Below are 25,540 nucleotides of genomic sequence, written 5' to 3'. Positions count from 1 at the left end.
GTAATGAGCCTCCTAAGCTAATTTTTTGATACATTCTGTATCATTTACTTTTAAAAAAATATCTGGAAACAATTCTTTCATTGGTAAACCAAAAAATTCTTCAAATTTAATCATTAATGCGATGGATGGATTACGTGAACCTCTTTCCAATTTCCTAACATATACTTCAGAAATCCCCAATTGTTTAGCTAATTCAAACTGAGTTAATAAATGTTGTTTACGTTGTTCAATTAGTTTCTTTCTCAAAATTTCCACCTGCCTTTCTGATACATTTCGTATCTTTAAACAAAATATATCAGATACATTTCGTATCGTCAACTATTTTTGATACTTTTTGTATCATTTGTTTTTTAAAGATACTAATTGTATCTGTCAATGTGTATAATCATTTACAAATATATGTTCCTATAAATGAATGTGAGGAGAATTTTGTGCTTCAAGAAAACCTTAAAAAATTGCGAGGTAAACAAACTCAAGAAGAAGTTGCTAAAAAATTGGGTATCTCTAGGGCTAGGTATTCTCATTACGAAAACGGCATAAGAGAACCTGATCATGAACTACTGCAAGCAATTGCCAACCTTTATGACATTTCTGTTGATTCATTATTAGGTAGGAATGATACTCCATCAAATAAAAGTAATAATTTATTAAAAGGCGAACAGGACATCGCTAAACGACTTGAACAATTTAAAAATGATCTTGAAAATACTGATGGATTAGCCTTTGACGGTGAGCCAATGAGCGATGAAGCTAAAGAATCATTATTAGAATCAATGGAATTATTATTTAGACAAACTCAACGGATCAACAAAAAGTACACACCTAAGAAATATCGCGAGGAAGAATAAATACTGGTGAAGCGAAGTGATTGCATGTGGATTCAAAAAATCGTAAGGCAATTGACCAAAAAGCACCAAACTACCTGCCCTTACGAAATTGCAGAGTCATGTAATATCTTAGTATTTAAACATGATCTGCATCACGACATTAACGGTTACTACAAGTACGATAGACGTAATCAGTATATTGTAATTAACCAAAATCTTTCTGACCATCTACAAAAAGTAGTTTGCGCGCACGAATTGGGACATGCGGTGTTACATAAACATGTAAATACCCCCTTGATGCGTAAAGATACTTTTTTATTAGTTAGCAAAATCGAACGTGAAGCGAATCGTTTTGCTGCTGAATTATTAATACCCGACGAATCCATCAATGAACGTGAATCGTTACAAGAAATAGCTTCTATACATAATGTCCCGATTGAATTAGTCGAGTTGAAATGTAAGAAGCTATTTTTACAACCAAAAAACGAACATATATTCTCTTTTCGAAAGGAGTGATGTAATAAATTATCCCGTTAAAGCTATCGCACCTGCCCGTGCTACGGAATGGGGTAATAAAAAATGGCAAGATATAATTTGGAAAAAACAAAAAAAGACAACATTTACAAGTATCAAAATGCTGCCGGTGAAACGAAATATGCATATCGTTATAAGTATTACGATAAGTTACAAAATCGCCAAGAAAAATCGAAATACGGATTACCATCTGAATTAGCAGCGGAAAGAGCGTTAATTAACGTTAAAGCCGATATTTTGGATGGCAACGAAGATTTTGTGAAGTCCGATAATTACAAACTTATGGATTGGATGGAAATTTGGATGGCTGCCAACGAGAAGGTTTGGCGAATCGGCACATACGAATTGTACAAACGAAATATCGAACGGCATATACTTCCGTCGATTGGTAAAATGAAATTGAACAAAATCACGAATATGATTATGCAGCGCGAACTGATCAACCCACTTATCGAAAAAGGAATGTCACAAAGAACAATTATTAACATCAGCAGGATAGTTACTACTGCACTTAATAGCGCCGTTGAAGAACGTATCATTAAAGATAACCCTGTAACGAGGTTAGATTTTGGAAAAGCTAATGGTAAACGAGATATAAAATATCTGTCCGAGCAAGAACTGAAGCTTTTTTTAAAAATTGCTCATGATTATGATCCAACTACTTATTATACTGTCTTTTTAACATTGGGCATGTCCGGCATGCGAAAAGGCGAACTAGCTGGTCTGCGCTGGTCTGACATTGATTTTCAAAATCACACCATCACAATCGAGAGAACTCGCATCAATAATAAAGTAGGGCCACCTAAGTCAGATAACGGCTATCGAACAATCCATGTTAATAGAATTTTAATAGACCAATTAAAAAAGTATAAAACATGGTGCATTCAATGCAAATGGGAGAAAAATATGCATCTAGTTAAGGATGATTATGTATTTATCGACCGCCACCATTTCACTCCGATTGGCGTGGGTTATGTAAATGACGCATTAGTTGCATTGTTAGATAATTGTCCTAAAGGGTTTCCAACAATTACACCTCATGGATTTCGGCACACGTATACATCGATTTTAATTGCGAATAAGGTTCCTCTCGTAAGTGTTGCAAAAATTATCGGAGACCACCCTGCAACCGTCATGAATGTATATGCGCATTCGTTGGCACAAACTGAAGAAGAAACAGTGGAATTATTTAACCATTTTAATGTTGTGGATAACTAATTTTTCATGGTAAATTTGGCGTTTTGGGGTACGTTTTGGGGTACACCTTTATTAAAACACCTCAAAACGCTGATATATCAACACTCTCCCTCACAGACCGATGAATTATATATCATAAATTGGCTAGAAAATGCATTTGTATAAAATAAAGCAGCTCCCGTAACAATAAATAACAAAAAAACTGCTAAAAGGAATAAAAAGCCCCGTTCATTCACGAGGTAACGGCATAACAATGACCCTTTCCCGCAATTTCCCATCTTGTGTCACAACTTTCATAATAATTTCATTACCTTCTTGTCTATACTGTAAACCTTGCACGTTTGGAAGCATGATTTCATTGCCGCCCTTATTTGAACGTTTACGCACATGATTATTCGGTTGTTCAATATAAAATTCACGATTATCTGGATCATTAGCTGGCTCTAACATCAATATTTTAGGTGAAACAATTTCCCCCGATATAGAATTTTCATTGTATTGATGTACATCATAGACAAAAAGTTCCCAATTTACATCATGCTTTATTTGGTTAATATTTTGAATATCTCGCACCCAAATAACAATCAATAAACTAATCGAAGCAAACAATACGAGCACAGCTAAATGAAATAAACTTTCTAATAGTGTAAAGCCACGCTGATTTTTTATTTTCGAAATTAAATACATCGCTCCTTTATCACTCCATTTAGCTCATATGTTACACATATTTGTCCCTCATTATAAATCCATGTATAGAATGTGCCTTCAATTTGCTGTTCACCTGACACTTCTTGATATCGTTTGTATTTTAAAGCACCATTGAATGCCACCTCCGCAGCATGTGCTTGCTTTTGTTGTATGGTAATATTTTGTTTCATATTAAAGGTGATTGGAATCAATGTTGACGTTAGAAAAAATAAGATTACTACTGCTAAAAGTGTATCCACAAGAGTTAATCCTGTCTGTTGTTTCAATAACATCTTTTAATATCTGCCTCCCTTTGCCCATATTAATTGTAAAGTGATAAGCATAATTATTGAAATGATACATAATAGAACCGCTACTTCGAATATTTCCGTTATTATTAAATATTATTTTTGAATTGGTTGTTGATAAAAATATTTCAATACCAGCTGGTAATACTTGATCATATAGAATTTCATCGCGACTCGAAAAATTTCTAACCGTTATTTTACGACAATTAAATACGAGGAATTCAAAATTGGATTTCTTCTCAATCGCCTTTACCTGCGCTAAACGAATCAACAATTCTGTTTGGTCAATAAATTGTTCGTTTGTATAGTTGGTCAATTTTTCAGTTGTAAAAAATAAAACCGAAGAACAAATGATTGTAAAGATTACTAAAACTACAAGCATCTCGATTAATGTGAAGCCTTTTTCGTTTTGGAGTGCGTTATTCATCTTACGGTAAACTCGAATCATTAGGAATAGTAGCCATTTTACCATTAAAAGTTATCACAGTTTTATTAGGGCATTTCGGTACTTCTTCTGTAATATATCCATTATCAAATAACTCCTTAAAACTTGCAGGATAATCTCCTGTACTAATTCTATAAGCTTCAATTTGACCATTAAGCATTAGCACATAAGAATCACAGCCCTTCTCATCTATCGTTGCAAAATGCTTGGATACATTGGGAATCGTGATTAAGATTAAAATCGATATAATAAACAACACAACTAACATTTCTACTAAAGTAAATCCTTTTTCGTTTTTCACATTTTCCACCTCATTAAATAAAATCAATCACATCATACATTGGCAATAGAATGCTTAAATACGCAGCAATTACACAAACTGCAATTACCATAAATAACAACGGCTGAATGATTGCTACCGATTTGGTGATAATTTTTTCTAGTTTTTCATCTAACAAATCGCAATATAAAACAAGCTCCCTACCTAAAAAACCACTGGCTTCACCATGTGCAATAAAATGTTCAAATTTCGGATAAAAATAACCAACCATTTGTACTGCATTCGCCAGTGGGTCACCTAAGATTATTCGTTGCTGTAAGACGAGTGAAATGTAAGCGATTTGTTCTTGGTGCTGTTGAATTTTCAACTGTTCGAATGCCTGTTGCAATGATAAACCCGCTAACAATAGGTTTCCAAGATTTCTAGAAAATTGCCTTGTTAAAATTAATCGCCAAAACAAACTAATATAAGGTATACGAAATAATAAATTCAGTTGAAGATCAACACGTTTCTTTTTTACAAAAAAAGTAAAACATATCAATGTAGTCACAATGAATACGCTAAATATTACAATTAAATCAGGGATGTGTAAGAAAAATGTGGACCATTGGATGCTTGTTGACGAGGTTACATCAGCTCTAGATGAAATTACAGAGGACATATTTGGTAAGAAATACGTACGAAAAGCCAAAAATAACATTACTAAAAATCCAAATAACAATACTGGGTACGATAATACTTTCAATAGCTTGGATTTTGCTTGCTGTTGAAAGGTTAACTGCTTGGACACAATGTAAATCGTTTCATTTAAACGACCTGAAACTTCGGCTAGTTCTATCGAAATTAAATATTGTTTTTCAAGCCCCAAAGCTTCAAATACTTGCGTCACACTACCGCCACTCGACAATATTTCCTTTATTTGCTGTTGAACAGGTTCAAAATTTTTTATGTGGTATGGCAGCAACATTTCAATGCTATGTGCAAATGTATAGCCTTCATTTAATAATGTTGCCGTACGTTCTAATAAGGTAGGAAATTCATGTGCTCTCATAACCGATTTAGCAAAAAATTGCTGCTTCCACATCGATTTTTTAATTAGAGGTATATTCATAGCAACCTCCTGATAATTTTTTCTTTTGACCAACAAGCGTTGCGTCTGCGGATAAAGCATAACTCAAATCATTTCGGATTGCTTCAATCACATTGACTAACTCCTTATCATGAAGCATTTCAAATAACGCTTTATATTCTCCTCCCCGTTCAATTAATGTTTGACAGACAACGGCTCGCAACATTTGGCGCATTTCCTCGTAAGAAACCGATAAATCATGTAAACGATATAAACTGTTTATGCTATCTTTAGCATGGATAGTTGAGATAACTAAATGTCCAGTAAATGCAGATTCAATTGCAATTTTTGCCGTTTCCTTATCGCGTATCTCCCCAATCATCAATACTTGTGGCGAATGTCGTAATATCGCTTTTAATGAAGTTGCATACGATATGCCTGCCTTTTCATTTACCTGAATTTGCAAAAGTTCTGATTGAATACTTTCAACTGGGTCCTCGATTGTGATAACATGACGATTTAGCTGATACGCACAATAATGAAGTAATGAATATAAAGTCGTTGTTTTACCACTGCCTGTTACACCGCTTACTAAGATTAGACCACTTTCATGCTGTACTAAACTCTCCAGCAGCTGAGCAGTTTCACGAAAATGACATAACTCGTGTAGTGGCATCGAATGATTTTGTTTTAGAATACGAATCGCTAAGCTTTCTTTTTGACAGGCTGATGGTAAGGTTGAAATTCGCAAAGAATATTGAAAATCTTGGAATTGTCGTTGGAAGGCTCCACTTTGAGGCTTACGCTTTTCACTAATATCTAATGAGGATAAAAATTTAAAATAAGAAATCATACGAATTGAAAGGTCATTTGAAATGTCTCGTATTTTTTGAAAGTAACCATATTTTCGAAACATTAACTGATAATGGTCTTCTCTTGGCAATAAGTGAACATCAGAAGCTTGAAAATCAATCGCTTGCTTTATGAGCTGTATGCACTTTTGTTCAATAATTGATTCTTGTTCGATTATGTTTCACCCCCTCTATCTAATTTATCGAAAGTATAAATGAAGCAACGTGAAATGGGAATGCATTTTCTAAAAATTTCTTTTTATGTGATATTTTTGTGTAAAACAGACATTTTCAACCTCGATTCGTGTAGAATAAAAGAGATGAAATACTATAATTGCCAATGATTGGAGGTTAGAAAATGCTACATCCAATAAAAGTAACAAGTACTTTAGCCGATGAAACACGTTTTTCAATTTATGAATACATGGTACAGTACAAAAGACCGATTTCTGTACAAGAAATTGCGGATGAATTCCAAATACATTCGAATGTAGCACGCCTACATTTAACCAAGCTCGCTGAAATTGGTGCTATTACCGCTGAATTTCTTAAAACCGGAAAGGGTGGTCGCCCCGGACGAGTGTACCAAGTAAAACAAGAAGGGATTCAACTTAGCTTTCCATATCGTGACTCTTCGTCACTCTTGAAGTGGTGTATTCAATTAATCGATCAACTTGGAGATGATGCTTTACAACAAGCGAAGAAAATTAGCTACGAAGATGGACGTCAAATGATGCGCGAACTCATAATAAAACAATCTGAACATTCCCCACTAACTTTTGAAGAAAAATTAGCGCTATTAACAAAAAGCGCGCAACAAATTGGTTATGTTCCTGAAGTCCTTATTGAAAATCTCTCAAAGACCGTGTTATTCGATATTTATAATTGCCCTTTTTATAATCAAATGACAACTCATGGTAAAATCACATGTCAATTACACGAATCATTTTTGCGCGGACAAGTTGAAGTATTGTTTGGCAACAGTGAATTTGCTCAATTTGAAAGTATGTTGCATCACTGTGAATATTGCAAATACAAAATTACCATACACAATTAATGGAAAAAAAACACGCGATTGTCACAACTCTTCCATAAGTTCTAGTTTACATTGTTCTGAACATTGCCTTATAATAGATGAGAGATTAGTCTATTTTACGTAAAAGGAGGGAAAATCTAAATGAGCAATATGTATAAAGTTATGGCATTCTGGACAGCTATTTTCGCCGTTATGTTCTACCTTGGTGGTATGAACGAGGTTTCGCTATTATTCATAGGTAATACAGGGTTATTTTTATTATTAGGCTTCTTAAATCTGTCAGAACGCATGTATCTATACATTTTCGGGGCTTACTTAACTGTTTTCTTCGCAGGATTCACGTATTTTACAACATTCATGCACACTCCTGGTGGAGGACACTAATAAAAAAACGACTGCCAATCTTGCGCAGTCGTTTTTTTATATTGTTAAAATCCATTTAAAAAGGGATTATGATTCATCTCAGCAGCTGGAGTTGTATAGCCACCGTGACCTGGATAAATAATCGTGTCTTCTGGTAAAGATAGCAACTTATCATGAATCGATTTAAGTAATACTTCCATCGAACCCCCAATTAAATCAGTACGACCTATACTTTGTTCAAATAATGTATCTCCAACAATTGCAAAACCATCTTCTTTAAAGATAAATGACACACTACCTGGAGAATGACCTGGCGTATGTACCACATCAAAAGTGAAGTCACCAATTGTCAGTTCGCCCTCTGTACGAAGAATATGTTCCTCCTTTGGTGCCTTTACAATATAGTTTGGCAATTCGGCATACTTACCTGACCCATTTTTTAGTGGGTCCCCTAACCAAGCTACTTCTTTTTCATGTACATATAGTGGTACATTAAATACTTCTTGTAAAGCCTCTACCGCACCAATATGATCAAAGTGTGTATGCGTTAATAAAATCGCTAATGGCTTTAATCCATTACTACGCAGCTGTTTTACAATACGTGCCCCCTCTTCACCTGGATCGAAAATTAAACATTCTTTATTTTTATTGCTTATAATATAGCAATTAGTTTGGATTGGCCCAAGTGGATACATTCGGATATTGAGCATTTCATTCACCTCAAAAATTGTAATATCTATCTTTTCTAGTGTACCATGACTTAATCGTTCATATAAACGTCATTTTTAGTCCTCGACAAACGAAAAGGAAACATTTACAATAAAAGAGGAATATTGTTGCGACATTATTTGGAAAATGGTGTCGAAAGGAGTGTCAATTTTCATGAACTTATTAATGGTTATTTTTGGCTTAATTGCAATTTTTGGCGTAGTTGGCATATTCCAATCAATCAAAGAAAAAAACATCTTAGCAGTTTTATTTAACGCAGCTGCAGCAGGTGTATTTGGTTGGTTCGTTATTATGACGATTCTTAATCAGGGCTACCCACCGGTACATCAATAATTGCGAAAAATACCCGCACATATGGTGCGGGTATTTTTTATACATTTTTTGCATCCTACAATTCCAACCAGAATGGGGCTGCGCAAAAAGTAGAAACTTTTGAACAGTACGCCCCTCACATGATAATAATCTGTTTGACTGCCTTCTTTGCTTGTAGCAAGTAAAGCACGAATGCTAAAATGTCACTTATTGCGATAACACATTCATGATTAGTTTCTAGCTAACCTCCATCATCATCGCAAAGGGGGCTCCCAGAATCACTTCTCGGACGCCCCCTTTGTTATTTTTCATCAACAGTTAGATTACCCGTTTCCGCATCATAGAAGCGCAGTAAATCGCCGTTAATAATTTGATCAGAATAACCTAGCTCTTTTGTTGCTCGTTCAATATATGGCTGACAGTTCACGATATCAATCTCTTCGCCAGTTTCACGGTCATAGCAAACTTCACCTGCATACACTACTTTATCTGTAATAAATCGACCATCACGGAAAACAACAAAGTCCTCATGCTCTTCAGAGAATAAATCTGCACCTAACTGCATGTCCTTAGACGTGTCGATCCCTAATAAATGTAATAATGTTGGACGCAAATCTATTTGCCCAGAAACTTCTTCCATCACTTGTCCATCATTTGAGCCTGGAATATGGATGAATAATGGCACAGATTGTAATAATGCACTATCATAAGCTGTAATTTCATCTTTACCTAAATATTGTGCCATCGCTTTATTATGATTTTCTGAAATCCCATAATGGTCACCATACATCACAATAATTGAATTTTCATATAAACCTTGTTCTTTTAAATCATCGAAGAATTCTTTTACAGATTCGTCTAAATAACGAACTGTTTGGAAATAACGATTTAATGTACCAGAACTTGAATCAAATTCATTAATCATCATATCTTCAGGATCTAGATAGAATGGATAGTGGTTTGTTAATGAAATTAAACGACTATAAAAAGGTTGTGGCATGTCTTTCATCAATTTTGTTGATTGCTCGAAGAATGGGATATCCTTTAATCCCCAGTTCACAGAGTTTCCATCATTAACATCATATGATTCAACATCATAAAAGTTATCTATATTGAATGATTTGTAAATCATGTCGCGGTTCCAGAATGATTTACTATTGGCATGCATGACATTTGTATAGTACCCATTTTCGCCTAAGCTCTCTGCAAATGAGTTATACGTGTTCTCACCATGTGTGAAGAATACCGCACCACGACCCAATCCGAATAATGAGTTTTCAAAAATAAACTCTGAATCAGATGTTTTTCCTAACCCTGTTTGGTGGTAGAAATTATTAAAATAATACGTATCTTTATCTTGTGTTAGTGAGTTTAAAAATGGTGTAATCTCTTCGCCATTCATTTCATTGTTAATGACAAAATTTTGTAATGATTCTAATGAAACAGCAATGACGTTACGCCCTTCATATTTACCAAACATCTGTACGTTTGGCTCTGCTTGATTGGCACGAACATAGTTGTTTACTTCGACTAACTCACTGCCATCTGCTAACGCACGTTGCGCAGATGATTTTGATTGTACATAAATATCATATAAATGGTAATTGTACGTACCGATATTTTTTACTAATAGTTCACGGTCAAATGCACGTGTTAATAATTGGGGGCGCTCGGTTTCAGCTAACCCTAAGTTTAAAAACAATACAGCTGCCGCCATTACAAAGTAAGCTTTACGAGCATCTTTGCGCACCGGCTTATAGTTTTGTACTTTCGGTAAAAATTTCAATGCTATTAAAATGATGAATACATCTACAAAGTATAAAATATCCATCCAGCTAATAATTGCCGCAGCAGATGTCCCTAATTCCCCAAAGTTACTTGTTTGGAATAATACAGGTAATGTAACAAAGTCATTATAGAATCGGTAAAATGTTACATTCCCATAAAGGATAAACGCAAGTAAAATACTGCCGCCTACGATATAACGATTTTGTGCTTTTGGAGATTTTAAGAATAATGATAGGCCATAGAAAAATAATAAAAAGCTTAGCGGGTTAATAATTAAAATTAACATTTGCATCGCATTTTCTATATCCATATCAAAACTAGTTTCGTAAACAATAACCGTCTTAATCCAAGTTACTATTACAGCAATCGCTAATATCGAATGTTTAGGCCACTTAAGATTTCTCATATCCTATACATCCTCTCTATAGTAGTACTTTTTATTTTATATTAAAAAAATATATTTCTAATTGAAACAAAGTATATATTAGTCCTTTTTGATGCCCTGTGCAACATAATTTCTCACGGCATTAAAAAGTAAATAGTTTCAGGAAATTTATAAGTTACACATTATTAGTTAGTACGTTTGAATAAAAGAAAGGTTTCACAAAATAGTAAAACAGCGAATTTTCCCGCTGTTTTAAGGGAATATTTGTTAAACACATTTATATTCCTCGTAAAACAAACAGCGTAAAACGATTGAAATTATTGATTTTCTATTTTCAGTCTTTGCTCTTCTTGGCGGAGAATTAGTAATGCCATTTGGAAATCTTTTGTATCCATAAATTTTGATTTATACAATTCTTTAATTTCATCTTCCATTAAATTCAAATCACCAATTCGATCCTTCGTATAAATGTATATGCCATATTGTTTTAATAAGTGAATAATATCTAACATTGATTGCATAAATCAGACCTCCAAATCATTGTTCACAAATAACGCTCATGTGTTCTCCTACTAATATATGTACCGGCAGATCATGTGATTCTCGCGGTACTTTGTTTATCAATTGTTCATCAAATGCCAATGCTATTTTCATTCCATTATAGCCTTGTAAATATCGGTCGTAATAACCACCGCCAAAACCAATGCGGTAGCCTCCATCATCAAAAACAACACCCGGTACTACGATGACATCGATTTGTTGTTTTTCTACTGGGTCACAAAATTCTGGAATTGGCTCTAAAATATTTTTATAAGCACGTTCTGTTTGGGCAAACGTGTCAATTTCATAAAATTGCATGGCATGTTCAGGTACTGCACATTTTGGAACAGCAACTTTTTTATTCATTTTCCACAGTTGTTCAATTATAAAACTTGTATCCACTTCCGGTTTGTTTGATAAAGTAATACCAATCATCGTTGCATCAATTATTGCCGGCTGTTGCAATAAATTTTGCGCTATCGCATAAGAACGATCCCGATACTGCTGATACGACATGTCATTTAATTGCTGTAAAACTGTATTTCGAAGTTGTTTTTTATCCATGCAAATCCCCCGTTTCAAATTAGAAAAACACATTTCGCGCCAAATGATGTCTTTACTTGTGTGGATTACATTGAAAAACGAATATTTTCTTATCCACCAAGTTAAAAGCTATTATCATTTTTTACTGTAATATAAAAAATCATAATAAGTTTTAACAAAATGAATGTAAAAAGCCAAAACCAACAAGTGGCTTTGGCTAATTGAGCGATTATTACTTTGTTTCACGGTGAAGAGTGTACTTCTTCTCGCGAGAGCAATATTTTTTAAGTTCAAGACGCTCTGGATTGTTACGCTTGTTCTTTTTTGAAATGTAGTTACGTTCGCCGCAGTCTGTGCAAGCTAAAGTAATGTTTACGCGCATTATTAACCCTCCCACTCTAAATTAAGAATATAAATTTATTTGAGCATGATTTATACGACTTACCTATTATAACACACTCTTCGAAAAAATCTAGCATGATTTATTATTAACTTTTGATATGGTAAAATAAATTTAATATTAGCTGTTCAGGGGGACTACATAATGGAAATTTCATCAATCATTATGATTGTTGGTATAGTTTTTGTCGTTTTATCTTTGTTTTTCAAAGACAAGTCATCTAAATTGGAAAAAGAATTAGATGATTTATCCATTAATATCTATCAGGAAACAAATTCTTTAAAGCGACGTATTAAAACATTAGAGGAAGAATTACTTGTTGAACCAAACTTCCAAGTAAAATCACCAAACTTAAGTCAAAAAAAACAACAAGATGCAATGGGTTCATTTCAACAAGTAGCCGCGCAAGTAAAAGCAGCACAATTCTATGGTGCTCATTCTCAAAATACACCTAAAGCAAATAGTAAACCGATTAACAGTATTTTAGTAAGCCAAGTACTAGCACTTAACGGACAAGGTCTATCTATCGACGAAATTAGCAAACGCTCTACCCTTTCACATGCTCAAATCCAAACGATTATTGCAAATGGAGGCATTCAATGAAAAAGTCTATGCGCGCATTCGGTATTGGAGTTTTTTTAGCTGGTGCAGCGATCGCAGGCTACGATCAATTCTTTCCAGATCAACAAACTGCTGATACACGAGAACTTGAAAAGCAAATCAAAAATTATGAACAACAAATTGAACTATTAAATAATCAGCTCGCTAAGCAAGAGGCTACAGAAGTAGTAGCAACAACTGAAAATGATGAAAAAAAAACAACAGCAGCTTCACAAGAATCAACTAGCTTTGTTGAAACAGTAAAAGATTCATCAGAATCAACTGCGTCTAGTACGGATATTATTGAAGCGACAATCTACATATATGAAAATGTATCGATCTATACAATAGGTAAACAAGCAGAAGATTTAGGGATCGTCAAAAATGGGCGTGAATTAGAGCTTTTCTTAGCAAAACCTGAATATTCTCGATCAATTCAAAAAGGAGCATTCGATTTACACTCGGATATGACGATTGAAGAGATCGCGAAAACATTAACAGGAAAAAAGGTGGACTAAAAATGGGTGGTAGAATCTCAACATTCTATCACCCATTCCCTTTGAAGTATTGCTTAATGAAAGCGATAAACTGCTTTGTTGTCGTTGATAGCAATTGATTATTTACATGGGCAAACCCTACTTCACGTTTACAATTTTCAGCATCTACAGGAATCACGCGTACTTTATATTGTTCAATCCCTTTAATCACTGGGATAAGTGAGATCCCTAACCCACTTTCAACTAAGCCAGCTAACGTATGAACCTCCTCCCCTTCAAAAGCAACATTTAATTCAAAACCTTCTTGACGATACAAATCATCGACCGATTTACGTAAAGAATTTCCCTTTTTAATCGAAATAAACGGTCGCGCAGCAAAATCCTTTACCTTCACCCGCTCTTTTTCAGCAAGCACATCCCCCTCTGGAACAATTAAAAATAGCTCCTCTTCCCACAATCTCTCCCAATATATTGTTGACTTGTAATTTAATGAAGAAATTAAACAAATATCAATTTCACGCTTTTCTAGCTTCTCTAGTAACACCATGGTATTACTTTGTGTTAATTGAAATTGCATGTTCGGATAGACTGTGCGAATATCGTTCATTAGTGACGGAATAACCTGAAGTCCTAACGTATGCATAAAGCCTATCGATACTTCCCCGTGCCCCGGTGACACTAAACTCATTAGATCCTCACGCGCTTGATCATAATCATATAATATTTTTTCCACACGCTTTAAGAAAAAATGACCATAGCGGTTTAATTTAATCGATCGGCCATTGCGATCAAACAGTTCTAAACCTAAGCTCGCTTCAAACTGTGAAATCGACTTACTAAGCGCTGGCTGGGAAATATGAAGCTTTTCTGCAGCACGAGACATATTTTCTAACTGTGCCACCTCTCTAAAATACACTAACGATAATAGCTCCACTTCCAACACCTCTTATAACTTTTATTTATAAGGTACATAAAAACTATGAATTATCTTTATTATGACATGTCAACTATACTTGAAGAAAGTATTTGGACAATAAATAGTCACATTTTCAATGATTGAAGGGATATTTGTGGATTACATACAAAAAGGATCAAAGAATTTTACATTAACGAATTTGGCATTGTTTGCTGCCGGTTTTATTACATTTGCCAATCTTTACATTACACAGCCACTGATGCCGCAATTTACAAGAGATTACGGGGTTACACCAGCAGTAGCAAGTTTGTCCCTCTCTGTTGCAACATGCATGTTAGCATTTAGCCTAATTTTATTTGGTTCACTATCGGAAGCTTGGGGACGTAAAAAATTGATGACGGTTTCGATTTTTGCTGCCTCGATTTTAACCTTAACACTTGCCTTTGCTCCAAGCTTTGAAGTGTTATTATTATTACGTCTTGTTCAAGGCTTTGTGTTTGCGGGTGTACCTGCAATTGCGATGGCTTATTTAGGCGAGGAAATGGAAGCTGCTAGTTTAGGATCTGCAATGGGACTTTATATTAGCGGCAATGCGATAGGTGGACTATCAGGACGTGTCATTATGGGCACGATGACACACTATTTTAATTGGCATGTTGGCATGATTACCCTAGGTGTAATTAGCTTGATTATTAGTGCGGTTTTTGTATGGGCACTACCAGAATCAAAGCATTTTTCTGCGCGCCCACTTCAATTGAAAGCATTAACGAAATCATTAGTACAGCACATTAAAAATCCGGGACTTGTTTGTTTATTTGGCATCGGCTTTACGCTGATGGGGAGCTTTGTAACAATGTTTAATTATATTGGCTTTAAATTAGTTGAGCCACCATTCAATTTGAGTACCGCAATTGTCGGTTGGATATTTGTCGTGTATTTAGTTGGTTCATGGAGTTCAGCTTGGTTTGGTAGCTTGTCGGATCGTTTCGGACGCCAACATGTTTTATATTGTGGTATTGTGATTATGCTAAGCGGTGCATTATTAACATTACCAAATAGCTTAGTTGTAAAAATTATCGGGCTTGTCATCTTTACATTTGGCTTTTTCGGCTCGCATTCAACTGCAAGTGGTTGGGTAAGTGCTGCTGCTAAACAAGATAAAGCACAGGCGTCTTCACTTTATTTATTTGCGTATTACATTGGCTCAAGTATTGGAGGGACTGCTGGCGGAGTATTTTGGACAACATTTGGTTGGACAGGTGTAGTGCTATTTATGGCTAGTGCACTTGTCATTACATTTATTTTAGCTGCAACCATTCAAACGATTAAACATCGTCAAATTATTCATTCTGAAGTGACACCATAAAACTTTGAACAAAACCTATCATGTGAAAGTGCAAAAAATCGGAATTGCCCCTACCGCAATTCCGATTTTTTATTTGAACTGAAACTAATTCTGCCCCAACCCACTTCTATTCACGAACCCAAGTTAATCCAAGTGTACCTTCCCCCGCATGCACACCTACACATGCTGAAAGAGGAGTTGGTTTAAATGTAATGTATGGAAATAGTTGTAATAGCTCTTGCTTCCACTCATTTGCGCCTTGCTCATTATTACAGTTAATAATTGCTACTTCGTTCACTGGTGACTTTTCCATTGCACGCTGTAATTTTTCGATTACCGCCTTTTTTGCACGTTTATCTGCACGAACTTTTTGTACAACTTCAACGCCACCCTCCTTATTGTACTCAATTACTAATTTAATATTTAATAGATTACTTAAAAACATCGCTGTTCCGGAAACGCGCCCACTTTTGTTAAGTTGTTCTAAGCTTTCAGGAATAAATGCTAACTCAGCTTTTTCACGCATCGTTAAAATTTGCTCAACAATTTGCTCTGGCTCAAGCCCTTGTTTTTCTAACTCCATCCCTTTTTCAATCATTACCTGCATTGGGTACGAACCAATTAAGGAATCAATGGGATAGTTTTTAAACCCCGCTTGTTGTGCAGCCATAGGTGAACTTGCTACAGTACCTGATAAACGCTCAGACGTATGAATAGCAATTGCACAGTCATAGCCCTGTTGTTTTAATTGCTCATATAATGCCACATGCTCCCCAAAGGCTGGTTGTGATGTTTTCGGATGTGTATTGGCGTAGCGTAATTTATCATAAAATTCATCATGTGTCATATCTATTGTTTCACGTAATGCACCTTCTTCAAAAACAATATGTAATGGTAATACGTGAATATTATGTTCTTTAATGTAGTCCGGCGATAAATATGCTGCCGTATCTGTAACCCATGCAATCTTTATAGTCATTTAATAGCCCCTCAAGTTTTTTTAGTGGATATGAGCCTCATCAATTTTCCAGAGAAATCGACATAATACAAGATCATTTCACACTATTTATCTTACATTGTTTTTCTAACCTCCAAACAATGTAAGCGGATTCACATTAGGGACAAAGTGACAAATGTCATATTGTCGAAAAAAAATTATTTCATAGACAATATTTCGACACGCATTTTCAAAGTTCTTCAAATTTTAATAGATGACAATCATTTTACAGGCAATAATTTTTCTAGTACGATAAATTTAATTAGTATTTTTGCTCTAAATTTCTTCATAAAGGGGACTTTTTAATGAATATTTACGATATTTCAGTCAAGAATGAACAGGGTGATTCGTATCAATTAGATGCCTATAAAGGACAAGTAATGATGATTGTCAATACTGCGAGTAAATGTGGTTTTACGAAGCAATTTACTCAATTGGAAGCACTCTACGCAAAATATAATAAAGATGGCTTTGTTGTTTTAGGTTTCCCTTCCGATCAATTTAAACAAGAACTAGCAAACGGTGAGGAAGCGGCTCAATTTTGTCGCCTCGATTATGGTGTAACCTTTCCTATGCATGAATTGATTAAAGTAAATGGTTCAGAGGCACATCCATTGTTTCAACATTTAACATCTGAAGCGAAAGGATTACTCGGACAAGCAATCAAGTGGAATTTCACAAAATTTCTCATTGATCGCGATGGCAACGTCGTAAAACGATATGCACCACAAGACAATCCAATTAAAGCTGAACAGGAAATCTCAAAGCTTTTAAAGAATTCATAATTTCCAATGCTTATTAGATGACGGAATGATAGTTTACAGGTATACTATTATTAAGATGTACGCAATGACGTATGTTAATAATAAAATTTTGGAGTGTTTATTATGGGTCGTTTAGACAACAAAGTAGCAATTATTACAGGTTCAGCACAAGGTATGGGTGCAGCACATGCTAAACTATTTGTAGAACAAGGTGCAAAAGTAGTTTTAACAGATTTAAACGAAGAAAAAGGTAACGCATTTGCTGCAGAGCTTGGCGAAAACGCAATTTTCGTTAAACAAAACGTTGCAAGTGAAGAAGATTGGGCAACAGTTGTCGCAAAAGCAGAAGAAGCATTCGGTCCAGTAAACGTTTTAGTAAACAATGCTGGTATTACAATGGCTAAAAACATGTTAGACGTTACGGTTGAAGAATACCGTCGTATCGTTGAAATTAACCAAGTTTCAGTATTTTTAGGTATGAAAACTGTAGCAGCTTCTATGGCGAAAGCTGGCGGCGGTTCAATCGTTAACATTTCTTCATTAAATGGTTTAGTAGCTGGTGCAATCGGTTACACAGATACTAAATTCGCAGTACGTGGTATGACAAAAGCAGCAGCAATTAACTTAGCGCCTATGGGCATTCGCGTAAACTCTGTACACCCAGGTGTTATCGCTACACCAATGGTTGTTCAAGAAGATACAAAAGCGGCTGTTGAAGCATTCTCTAAAATGATTCCATTAAAACGCGTTGCACAACCAGAAGAAGTGTCAAACATGGTATTATTCTTAGCTTCAGATGAGTCTAGCTACTCAACTGGTTCTGAATTCATTATTGATGGCGGTATGTCAGCACAATAATAGTTAAAAAACGAAAGCAGCCGAGGCGATGTTCCTCTGGCTGCTTTTTTAAAATAGAGGTTTTTCTTCGCCTTCCAATTGTAAAAATAATGGAAGCAAGAAATAGATTACAGCTGCATACATCGAAACTCCACATGTAAAAGTAACCCAGAATGGAACCCCAAAATTTACAGGAATTATTAATAATGCACTCATTATACATGTAATAATCCCAGATGCTTGACTTGTCTTTTTTCCATAATACAATTTACCATTACATTGATGACAACGTAGTTCCATTTTAAAGTACATCATTAATTTCCGTTTTTCTTTCCGTGAAAATTCATGCTGACAATGTGGACAATAAGCTTTTTTTACGATATTCCGTGCACCAAATAAAATACTTAAATATGCAAACACGATAACCAATAAATAAATCATGATGATTTTCACTTGCTCTGACAGGATTACAAGTGAGGCGATAACGGTAAAGCTATATAACAAAAACGATACTAAAAATGTTAGAATATAACGCGACTTAATAATGATTTTGCGGATTTTTTGGATAATCGTTTGTTGCCAACGCTTTGTTTTCATAACGATGAGAATTGCCATAAATCCATTAATAATGATACCTATACTAATGGCTAAACTTAGACGCATATGTAATTGCAAATATTTCGAATGGTCTGTTTCTGGTAAGTTACTAGGTTGCAGGGACGCTTGATGAATGCGCGTTCCACTTGACGAATCTGTGAAAATTAACAGCACACAAAACGCAAGTAATAGTATAAAAGCTGGCGCAATAATTACTGGACAATTAAATGTTTTTTTCCGGGCTATGTATTGTTGTTCAAACACGCGTTCTTTTATAATCTTTTTTTGTTCTTTTAATAACTTCAGCTCTAGTAATTCCTGTTTCCACTGCTTGTTATTCATCATATGTCACCTCCCATTGTAACTTTGGCTTTAATTTTGCTCGTGCCCGTTGTAAGCGCGATTTCACCGTTGAAACCGCTACTTCTAAAACTTCAGCAATTTCAAATACTGTCATTTCCTCATAATAATAAAGCAGTAGTACTTCTCGGTCCTTAACTGGTAATGTTAAAACAGCTGCAGTAATTTCCGCGCGTAGCTCCTGTTCTACATATAGTTGTTCTGTCCCTTTTGTAGCACCTTGAAAATACTCGACCAACATATGCTTTTTATTTTTCCAACTGCGTAAATAATCATAACTACAATTGATTGTGATTTTAATTAAATACGTTTTTAATGATGCTTCCCCTTTAAACTGTTCGGAGGTATGATAATATTTCACAAATACATCTTGCACGACTTCTTCTGCTACAAGACGGTCTTTCGTATATATAAACGCTATGCGATATAAATAATCGCTATATGTATCAATTAATAGTTCAATGTCCATTTTGCTACCTCCCTTCACCCGTATAGACGGAGAATATTTCAATTTGGACGCAAAATATTAAAAAAAATATTTTAAAACAAAAACGCCTAACGAGTTTCATTAGGCGTGAATGTTTTATGGTTCAAAACTTCGTAAGGCTTCTTGCGCTAGCTCTATGACATCTTCATCAAATCCTCGCTGCCCAGATGCAATTTGCTCAACCGCCTCTGCTAACACAAGTTTTGAGTAAAACGGCAATTTCGGTACGAGTTCAACTAAACACCAATATACCCACATATCGTCATCACCCGCTAATACTTCATCTATTAACGGTGTAATTTCGGTTGGATACGTTAATAAAAGTTCTACTACAGATTTTGCGACCGGCCAATTCATATCTTGCATCCAAGTCATAAGTTCTGGAAGTAAAGGCACGACTTCATTTGCTGGCTTATTTCTTAATGTCTCGACTTCCTCAATATCAAATTTATTTTTTGGAGTCATACATGCGCCTCAATGTGCTGAAAAAACGCTTGAATCATTTTGTGGCCTTTCTCTGTTCCAATTGACTCAGGGTGGAATTGCAGACCGTAAATTGGGTAATTTTTATGCTGAATCGCCATAATTTCACCATCATCTTTACTCGTGGCAACGACTTCAAATTCATCGGATAATGTACGCGCTTCAATAATTAATGAATGGTAGCGCATTACTTCAATATCATCATTAAATCCAGCAAATAACCCCTTTGGCTCATACTCTAACTCACTTGTCTTCCCATGCATAATATTTTTTGCGCGGCTAACGGTTGCACCAAAAGCTTCCCCAATGGATTGATGACCTAAGCATATCCCTAACATCGGGAACTCCTTATATAGAGCTTGAATCATCTCAATGACAATGCCCGCCTCTTTTGGCTCACCTGGACCTGGAGAAATGACGATTGCTTTTGGCTGCAATTTGCGAATATCCTCTACTGTTAATGCGTCATTTCGAACAATTTTAATATCTTCATAAAACTGTCCAATTTGATGATATAAATTATACGTAAACGAATCATAATTATCGATAAGTAAAATCATTTTCGCACCTCCAATAACGCTTTTGCTTTATTTAGCGTTTCTTCGTATTCAGACTCTGGCACTGAATCATAGACAATGCCTGCACCTGCTTGTACATATGCTTTACCATCTTTTACAATCATCGTACGAATTGCGAGTGCCAAATCCATATTGCACGATGTTGATAAATAACCAATCGCCCCTGCATAAATGCCGCGCTTTCGTTTCTCCAATGCATTTATAATTTGCATGGCACGAATCTTCGGAGCACCCGATACCGTTCCTGCAGGTAAGCTTGAGGCTAATACATCGACTAAATGGGCATTATCACGTAGCGTTCCAATCACTTCTGATACAATGTGCATCACATATTTATATTTTTCAATTTGCATATATTTTTTCACTTCAACCGTGCCAATTTTTGAAACACGACCGACATCGTTTCTACCTAGGTCTACTAACATTTTATGTTCTGCAATTTCCTTAGCATCTTGCAATAACATTTGTGCTATAGCCTCATCTTCCTGAGATGTTTTTCCACGCGGTTTTGTACCAGCTATTGGATTTGTTGTGACAATACCATTTTGCACTTTTACCAAGCTTTCTGGCGATGTTCCTAAAATCGTGTACGGACCGAAATCCATGTAAAACATATATGGCGACGGGTTAGTTGTACGCAATTTTCGATAAAGTGCAAATGGATTTTCATTAAAATTTGCTTCAAACGTCTGTGATAACACAACTTGGAAAATATCGCCGCGTCGAATATGGTCTTTTGCTGTTTCAACCATATCAATGAAACGCTGTTTTTCAATTGTCGGTTCAAAATTTACTTGACTTACTTCTTGTTGTTGAATGACATTTGCAGTCATTTGCGCTTCAATTTGCCGTATTTTTTCGAGCATTTCTTGTTCACTACGCCCTTGTTGCAATAAATCAATCACAACAATGGACACTTGCTGCAGTAAATGATCCATCACAATAAATGTGTCATAGAAAAATACATGCACATCCGGCATATTGTAAACATCACCAATTATTTCACCAATCTGCTCAAAGTGAAAAGCGGTTTCATAACCGAAATAACCAATTACTCCACCAAAAAATGCAAATGGCATTGCTTCCTTTCTAATTGGCAATAGCTCTTTTAACATGGTTAGAACCGGCTTTTCTACCGTTTTTTCCACTTCTTCGCCCAACTTATACGTACTAGTTTTGGCGCCACCTTTTAACTCACCAATTGGGTCTAGTGCAATAAATGAATAGCGCCCACTATCTTTAAATTTCGCATTCGATTCAAACAATACTTTTTGCTTTGCTTGTAATGCCTCATAAATAGCAATCGGCGTTAATGTATCGCCGTTCAATTGCTTCATTACATAACCCTTCATCTCAACTACCATACTCATCTCTCCTCAACTCATGCTTTTGCGCACACAAAAAGGCCCTTTCGTTTGTAAAGGACGAAAGAGCCGTGGTGCCACCTTTATTGACTATACTAAATATAGTCCACTCATTTCTCGTAACGTGAGAGCTACGGCATAGCATTTCCTCTATGCAGCTAGAAAGTCCATTTCGTAAAGTGCATTTACTAACTCCCACCAACCGTTAGCTCTCTAAAAAACACAACCTCACTACTTCTCTTCATCATTGCTTTTATATTAGTTAATATTGTATAACGACTTCGATAGTTTTTCAAACTAATTTAAATACACAGATATTTCTAAACAAAAATCCCCACTTCACAAAATGCAAAATGGGGATTGAGCGTTATTAATTATCACGTTGACAAATCATATCATATATATATTTCGCTTGATCAAACTCAGGCTGTAATGTATACGCCTGCTTCAAGTGGTACTTCGCTTTTTCTGTATCTGTCGTTGAAACCGCATATAACACACCTAAGTTGTAATGTGCATCTGCGTTATTCCAATCTTCTTCAATAACAAAATCAAGCTCTGCTTTGGCATAATCGAACATTTCTAACGTACATAATAATATCCCGTACGTTAAACGAATTTGAATATCCTTTGGCGCAAGTTCTGCTGCACGTTGCATGAATGGTAATGCTAATTTGTACTGCTCACCGCGCTCAAAGCATTTTGCGAGCATATAATAGGCATCTGCACCTTGAATTCCGTGATCAATTGATTTTTGATAAAGCTTTGCTGCTTCTGTATAGCGCTCTGCTTCATAATAAAGATTCGCTAAGCCGTAGTAAGCTGTTGCAGCTGTCTCATCAACTGTAATCGCTTTTTGGAAGAAACGTTCGGCACGTTCAATATCGTTCATTGCTGCAAGTAAAGTACCAAAGTTGACATAGCCTACTGCATCTTCAGGATTCAATTCAATCGCTTGTGTGAATGCCTGTGCAGCATCCTCATAGCGCTTTTCTTGAAAAGCCTTTATGCCAATTTCATTGTAATTTGTATCCATTCTATTCACCTCTAAATTAGAAAAACACAAATCGCGCATTGATGATTGCGCGATTTGCTGTTTTTACCCAACGTACGTTAGTTTTTCACTATTTTTAAATACTTCATTAATTGTACCGCCACCTAGGCACTCTTCACCATCATATAATACAACAGCTTGACCTGGAGTAATGGCACGTACTGGCTCTGCAAATTCAATATAGGCTGTACCGTCGTCACGCATCGTTACTGTAACTGGCGAATCTTCTTGACGATAACGGAATTTCGCCGTGCAATTAAATGTGCCAGTTTTCACCTCTGATGTAAAGCTCATTTTCACTGCCGATAATGCATCTGAATATAACGCATCATGGTGGAACCCTTGTCCTACGATTAATACGTTGCGCGCTAAGTCTTTACCAATTACAAACCAAGGCTCCCCGTCTCCACCAATTCCTAAGCCGTGACGTTGTCCTAATGTATAGTACATTAACCCGTCATGCGTGCCTTTCACTTCGCCATCAAATGTTTCCATATTGCCTGGCTGTGCAGGTAAGTACTGACTTAAAAATTCTTTAAAGTTACGCTCTCCGATGAAGCAAATCCCTGTTGAATCTTTTTTCTTCGCCGTTGCCAGACCTGCTTGCTCCGCAATTTTACGCACTTCTGGCTTTGGTAAATGTCCGATTGGGAACATGACTTTTTCTATTTGTTGTTCTGTTAATTGATTTAAGAAATATGTTTGGTCTTTATTATTATCAATGCCACGTAGCATGCGCACACCGTTTTCATCACGGTCAACACGTGCATAGTGACCTGTTGCTAAATAATCTGCGCCAAGTGCCATTGCATGCTCTAAAAACGCCTTGAATTTAATTTCTTTGTTACACATAACATCTGGATTTGGTGTACGACCTGCTTTGTATTCTTCAAGGAAGTACGTAAATACTTTATCCCAATATTGCTTTTCAAAATTAACTGCATAATATGGAATGCCGATTTGGTTACATACAGCGATTACATCTTCGTAATCTTCTGTCGCTGTACATACACCGTTTTCGTCCGTGTCATCCCAGTTTTTCATGAAAATACCGATAACATCATAGCCTTGCTGTTTTAATAAATATGCGGCTACTGATGAATCTACACCACCACTCATCCCTACTACTACTCGAATTTGTGATGGATCTCTTGTTTCTACCATTTACTATTCACCTTTTCTTAGACAAATCGCGTAAAAGGCGCGAAGTCTTTCTTAAATTTTCTGAGTTAATCGCTTCACAATTTCTGCAGTACGCTTCCCTGCTTCACGAACAAGCTCATTGGTTAATCCTAACCCAAAACTAAAGCGAATGGAACTACGAAGTTCTGGGGAATTTTCACCAAACATTGCTACTAGGACATGGGATGGATCAATCGAACCCGCTGTACATGCCGAACCACTTGAAACTAGCACGCCTGCCATATCTAAATTAATTAAAAAGGACTCGACATTTGTTCCTTTAAACGTCACATTAAACACATGTGCTAACACATCTTTTTGATGACCATTCACTTTAAAATCAATGCCTGCTTGTTGAAATTCTTCCAATAAAATCATTTTGAATGCATTGTACTGATTTGTACGTGTTTGTGCTTTTTCAGCAGCAAGTTCCGCAGCTTTTGCGAATGCAACTGCTGCTGGTACGTTTTCTGTACCCGCACGACGTTTTTTCTCCTGAGAGCCACCATACATAAGGTTTGCTAATTTTACGCCTGTTTTTGCATATAAAAAGCCAATTCCTTTAGGTCCATTGATTTTATGGGCAGACACACTTAATAAATCGATGTTCAATGCTTCAACATCGATTTGATGTAAGCCAAATGCTTGTACCGCATCTGTATGGAAAGTTGCTGGATGATTTTTTAACAATTCTCCAATTTCAGCAATCGGTTGAATAGTTCCTACCTCGTTATTGCCAAACATAATTGTTACTAAAATTGTGTCTTCACGCAACGCCTTTTCAATATCAGTAGTAGCAATACGACCTGTTTCATCAACAGGTAAAAAGGTTACTTCAAAGCCTTCACGTTGTAATTTTTCACACGCATGAAGTACCGCGTGATGTTCGATTTGTGTCGTAATAATATGCTTTCCTTCATGTTGACGTGCATATGCTGTACCGAAAATCGCGTTATTATCAGCCTCTGTACCACCACTTGTGAAAATGATTTCCGTAGTTTTAGCATTAATTTTTTTCGCCAAAGATGCACGAGCTTCGTCTAATGCTTTACGAGCTCGACGTCCTACTGTATGAATACTTGACGCATTGCCACTATCTTCTGCCATTGCTTTTGTCATTACTTCAATCACTTCTGGTGCAACGGGAGACGTAGCAGCATGATCAAGATAAATTGTGTTGTTCAA

The 25,540-nt window shown here is 35.9% G+C and carries 33 protein-coding genes and 1 other annotated feature; of the genes, 11 read left to right on the top strand and 22 right to left on the bottom strand.

From position 1 onward, the window contains the following. Positions 1–12: 12 nt before the first annotated feature. Positions 13–246, bottom strand: coding sequence for a helix-turn-helix transcriptional regulator (locus LZ480_RS07545; protein ID WP_241368800.1), 234 nt, complete (start codon positions 244–246; stop codon positions 13–15). Between the two features lie 185 nt (positions 247–431). On the opposite strand from LZ480_RS07545, the gene LZ480_RS07540 reads away from it, so the two are divergent. The 3 genes from LZ480_RS07540 to LZ480_RS07530 all read left to right on the top strand — a co-directional run bounded on the left by LZ480_RS07540 (position 432) and on the right by LZ480_RS07530 (position 2,579). Next, positions 432–848 carry a helix-turn-helix domain-containing protein gene (locus tag LZ480_RS07540; RefSeq protein ID WP_241368799.1) on the top strand — a complete coding sequence of 139 codons (417 nt, stop codon included), beginning with the start codon at positions 432–434 and terminating at the stop codon, positions 846–848. Between the two features lie 24 nt (positions 849–872). After that, entirely contained in the window at positions 873–1,343 is a 471-nt protein-coding gene (locus LZ480_RS07535; RefSeq protein ID WP_241369160.1) for an ImmA/IrrE family metallo-endopeptidase, read from the top strand. A gap of 63 nt (positions 1,344–1,406) precedes the next feature. Then, positions 1,407–2,579, top strand: coding sequence for a tyrosine-type recombinase/integrase (locus tag LZ480_RS07530; RefSeq protein WP_241368798.1), 1,173 nt, complete (start codon positions 1,407–1,409; stop codon positions 2,577–2,579). Between the two features lie 207 nt (positions 2,580–2,786). On the opposite strand, the gene comGF is transcribed toward LZ480_RS07530, so the two are convergent. The 6 genes from comGF to comGA are packed head-to-tail and all read right to left on the bottom strand — an operon-like array spanning position 2,787 to position 6,356. Further along, entirely contained in the window at positions 2,787–3,245 is a 459-nt protein-coding gene (gene comGF, locus LZ480_RS07525) for a competence type IV pilus minor pilin ComGF (RefSeq protein ID WP_241368797.1), read from the bottom strand. Continuing rightward, positions 3,236–3,538, bottom strand: a complete 303-nt coding sequence (locus LZ480_RS07520; protein WP_241368796.1) for a type II secretion system GspH family protein — start codon at positions 3,536–3,538, stop codon at positions 3,236–3,238. The genes comGF and LZ480_RS07520 overlap by 10 nt, the downstream gene beginning before the upstream one ends. Next, positions 3,438–3,980, bottom strand: coding sequence for a competence type IV pilus minor pilin ComGD (comGD, locus tag LZ480_RS20055; RefSeq protein ID WP_408641601.1), 543 nt, complete (start codon positions 3,978–3,980; stop codon positions 3,438–3,440). The genes LZ480_RS07520 and comGD overlap by 101 nt, the downstream gene beginning before the upstream one ends. A 1-nt stretch (position 3,981) precedes the next feature. Beyond that, complete coding sequence (gene comGC, locus LZ480_RS07515) at positions 3,982–4,299, bottom strand: competence type IV pilus major pilin ComGC (protein ID WP_332844023.1); 318 nt, start codon at positions 4,297–4,299, stop codon at positions 3,982–3,984. 13 nt (positions 4,300–4,312) lie between these two features. Next, on the bottom strand, positions 4,313–5,389 hold the full coding sequence (gene comGB, locus LZ480_RS07510) for a competence type IV pilus assembly protein ComGB (protein ID WP_241368795.1): 1,077 nt from the start codon (positions 5,387–5,389) through the stop codon (positions 4,313–4,315). Then, a complete protein-coding gene (gene comGA, locus LZ480_RS07505; RefSeq protein ID WP_456299980.1) occupies positions 5,370–6,356 on the bottom strand; it encodes a competence type IV pilus ATPase ComGA in 987 nt (328 codons plus the stop codon). Before comGA ends, comGB begins: the two co-directional genes overlap by 20 nt. 200 nt (positions 6,357–6,556) lie before the next feature. Between comGA and LZ480_RS07500 the strand changes: the two genes are divergently transcribed. Next, on the top strand, positions 6,557–7,255 hold the full coding sequence (locus LZ480_RS07500; RefSeq protein ID WP_241368794.1) for a helix-turn-helix transcriptional regulator: 699 nt from the start codon (positions 6,557–6,559) through the stop codon (positions 7,253–7,255). A 120-nt stretch (positions 7,256–7,375) separates the two neighbouring features. Continuing rightward, positions 7,376–7,618 (top strand): DUF2626 family protein, encoded by a 243-nt coding sequence (locus LZ480_RS07495; RefSeq protein ID WP_241368793.1) that lies wholly within the window; start codon positions 7,376–7,378, stop codon positions 7,616–7,618. Positions 7,619–7,662: 44 nt separating this feature from the next. Here LZ480_RS07495 and LZ480_RS07490 read toward each other — a convergent pair whose 3' ends face one another. Then, positions 7,663–8,307, bottom strand: coding sequence for an MBL fold metallo-hydrolase (locus LZ480_RS07490; RefSeq protein ID WP_241368792.1), 645 nt, complete (start codon positions 8,305–8,307; stop codon positions 7,663–7,665). A 172-nt stretch (positions 8,308–8,479) separates the two neighbouring features. Between LZ480_RS07490 and LZ480_RS07485 the strand changes: the two genes are divergently transcribed. Next, entirely contained in the window at positions 8,480–8,659 is a 180-nt protein-coding gene (locus LZ480_RS07485; RefSeq protein ID WP_241368791.1) for a DUF2759 domain-containing protein, read from the top strand. A gap of 280 nt (positions 8,660–8,939) precedes the next feature. Here the strand turns inward: LZ480_RS07485 and LZ480_RS07480 are convergent, their stop codons facing one another. The 4 genes from LZ480_RS07480 to rpmG form a co-directional block, all read right to left on the bottom strand. After that, positions 8,940–10,832 carry an LTA synthase family protein gene (locus LZ480_RS07480; RefSeq protein WP_241368790.1) on the bottom strand — a complete coding sequence of 631 codons (1,893 nt, stop codon included), beginning with the start codon at positions 10,830–10,832 and terminating at the stop codon, positions 8,940–8,942. A gap of 296 nt (positions 10,833–11,128) precedes the next feature. Continuing rightward, a complete protein-coding gene (locus LZ480_RS07475) occupies positions 11,129–11,332 on the bottom strand; it encodes a YqgQ family protein (RefSeq protein ID WP_241368789.1) in 204 nt (67 codons plus the stop codon). Between the two features lie 16 nt (positions 11,333–11,348). After that, positions 11,349–11,915 carry a 5-formyltetrahydrofolate cyclo-ligase gene (locus LZ480_RS07470; RefSeq protein ID WP_241368788.1) on the bottom strand — a complete coding sequence of 189 codons (567 nt, stop codon included), beginning with the start codon at positions 11,913–11,915 and terminating at the stop codon, positions 11,349–11,351. Between the two features lie 211 nt (positions 11,916–12,126). Next, the gene (gene rpmG, locus LZ480_RS07465) at positions 12,127–12,276 is read right to left on the bottom strand and encodes a 50S ribosomal protein L33 (protein WP_008408521.1); all 150 of its coding nucleotides are present in this window, start codon (positions 12,274–12,276) and stop codon (positions 12,127–12,129) included. A gap of 162 nt (positions 12,277–12,438) precedes the next feature. Here rpmG and LZ480_RS07460 point away from each other — a divergent pair, with 162 nt between their 5' ends. After that, positions 12,439–12,897 carry a hypothetical protein gene (locus tag LZ480_RS07460; protein WP_241368787.1) on the top strand — a complete coding sequence of 153 codons (459 nt, stop codon included), beginning with the start codon at positions 12,439–12,441 and terminating at the stop codon, positions 12,895–12,897. Further along, a complete protein-coding gene (locus tag LZ480_RS07455) occupies positions 12,894–13,412 on the top strand; it encodes a hypothetical protein (protein WP_241368786.1) in 519 nt (172 codons plus the stop codon). The genes LZ480_RS07460 and LZ480_RS07455 overlap by 4 nt, the downstream gene beginning before the upstream one ends. Positions 13,413–13,440: 28 nt before the next feature. Here the strand turns inward: LZ480_RS07455 and LZ480_RS07450 are convergent, their stop codons facing one another. Further along, on the bottom strand, positions 13,441–14,325 hold the full coding sequence (locus LZ480_RS07450) for a LysR family transcriptional regulator (protein WP_241368785.1): 885 nt from the start codon (positions 14,323–14,325) through the stop codon (positions 13,441–13,443). Positions 14,326–14,461: 136 nt separating this feature from the next. On the opposite strand from LZ480_RS07450, the gene LZ480_RS07445 reads away from it, so the two are divergent. Beyond that, positions 14,462–15,673, top strand: coding sequence for an MFS transporter (locus LZ480_RS07445; protein WP_241368784.1), 1,212 nt, complete (start codon positions 14,462–14,464; stop codon positions 15,671–15,673). Positions 15,674–15,779: 106 nt separating this feature from the next. On the opposite strand, the gene LZ480_RS07440 is transcribed toward LZ480_RS07445, so the two are convergent. Beyond that, positions 15,780–16,631, bottom strand: coding sequence for a DegV family protein (locus tag LZ480_RS07440; RefSeq protein ID WP_241368783.1), 852 nt, complete (start codon positions 16,629–16,631; stop codon positions 15,780–15,782). 323 nt (positions 16,632–16,954) lie between these two features. Between LZ480_RS07440 and LZ480_RS07435 the strand changes: the two genes are divergently transcribed. Both LZ480_RS07435 and LZ480_RS07430 read left to right on the top strand, forming a co-directional pair. Beyond that, positions 16,955–17,434 (top strand): glutathione peroxidase, encoded by a 480-nt coding sequence (locus LZ480_RS07435; RefSeq protein ID WP_241368782.1) that lies wholly within the window; start codon positions 16,955–16,957, stop codon positions 17,432–17,434. A 102-nt stretch (positions 17,435–17,536) separates the two neighbouring features. Next, positions 17,537–18,271: a glucose 1-dehydrogenase gene (locus LZ480_RS07430; protein WP_241368781.1), complete on the top strand. Its 735-nt coding sequence runs from the start codon at positions 17,537–17,539 to the stop codon at positions 18,269–18,271. A 48-nt stretch (positions 18,272–18,319) separates the two neighbouring features. Here LZ480_RS07430 and LZ480_RS07425 read toward each other — a convergent pair whose 3' ends face one another. The 8 genes from LZ480_RS07425 to LZ480_RS07390 form a co-directional block, all read right to left on the bottom strand. Further along, complete coding sequence (locus LZ480_RS07425) at positions 18,320–19,192, bottom strand: TIGR04104 family putative zinc finger protein (RefSeq protein ID WP_241368780.1); 873 nt, start codon at positions 19,190–19,192, stop codon at positions 18,320–18,322. Next, entirely contained in the window at positions 19,182–19,676 is a 495-nt protein-coding gene (locus LZ480_RS07420) for an RNA polymerase sigma factor (RefSeq protein WP_241368779.1), read from the bottom strand. The genes LZ480_RS07425 and LZ480_RS07420 overlap by 11 nt, the downstream gene beginning before the upstream one ends. A gap of 114 nt (positions 19,677–19,790) precedes the next feature. Next, the gene (locus tag LZ480_RS07415) at positions 19,791–20,159 is read right to left on the bottom strand and encodes a DUF5071 domain-containing protein (RefSeq protein WP_241368778.1); all 369 of its coding nucleotides are present in this window, start codon (positions 20,157–20,159) and stop codon (positions 19,791–19,793) included. Then, on the bottom strand, positions 20,156–20,737 hold the full coding sequence (locus LZ480_RS07410) for an anthranilate synthase component II (RefSeq protein WP_241368777.1): 582 nt from the start codon (positions 20,735–20,737) through the stop codon (positions 20,156–20,158). The genes LZ480_RS07415 and LZ480_RS07410 overlap by 4 nt, the downstream gene beginning before the upstream one ends. Then, positions 20,734–22,119 carry an anthranilate synthase component I gene (trpE, locus tag LZ480_RS07405; protein ID WP_241368776.1) on the bottom strand — a complete coding sequence of 462 codons (1,386 nt, stop codon included), beginning with the start codon at positions 22,117–22,119 and terminating at the stop codon, positions 20,734–20,736. The genes LZ480_RS07410 and trpE overlap by 4 nt, the downstream gene beginning before the upstream one ends. A gap of 53 nt (positions 22,120–22,172) precedes the next feature. Next, positions 22,173–22,376 (bottom strand) — a binding site (T-box leader). Between the two features lie 113 nt (positions 22,377–22,489). Then, the gene (locus LZ480_RS07400) at positions 22,490–23,155 is read right to left on the bottom strand and encodes a tetratricopeptide repeat protein (RefSeq protein WP_241368775.1); all 666 of its coding nucleotides are present in this window, start codon (positions 23,153–23,155) and stop codon (positions 22,490–22,492) included. A 63-nt stretch (positions 23,156–23,218) separates the two neighbouring features. Next, a complete protein-coding gene (gene mnmA / locus LZ480_RS07395; protein ID WP_241368774.1) occupies positions 23,219–24,337 on the bottom strand; it encodes a tRNA 2-thiouridine(34) synthase MnmA in 1,119 nt (372 codons plus the stop codon). A 51-nt stretch (positions 24,338–24,388) separates the two neighbouring features. Next, on the bottom strand, positions 24,389–25,540 hold the full coding sequence (locus tag LZ480_RS07390) for a cysteine desulfurase family protein (RefSeq protein ID WP_241368773.1): 1,152 nt from the start codon (positions 25,538–25,540) through the stop codon (positions 24,389–24,391).

The sequence above is a fragment of the Solibacillus palustris genome (assembly GCF_022549215.1).
Classification (GTDB): domain Bacteria; phylum Bacillota; class Bacilli; order Bacillales_A; family Planococcaceae; genus Solibacillus; species Solibacillus daqui.
This window is presented reverse-complemented; position numbering and strand designations above follow the sequence as displayed.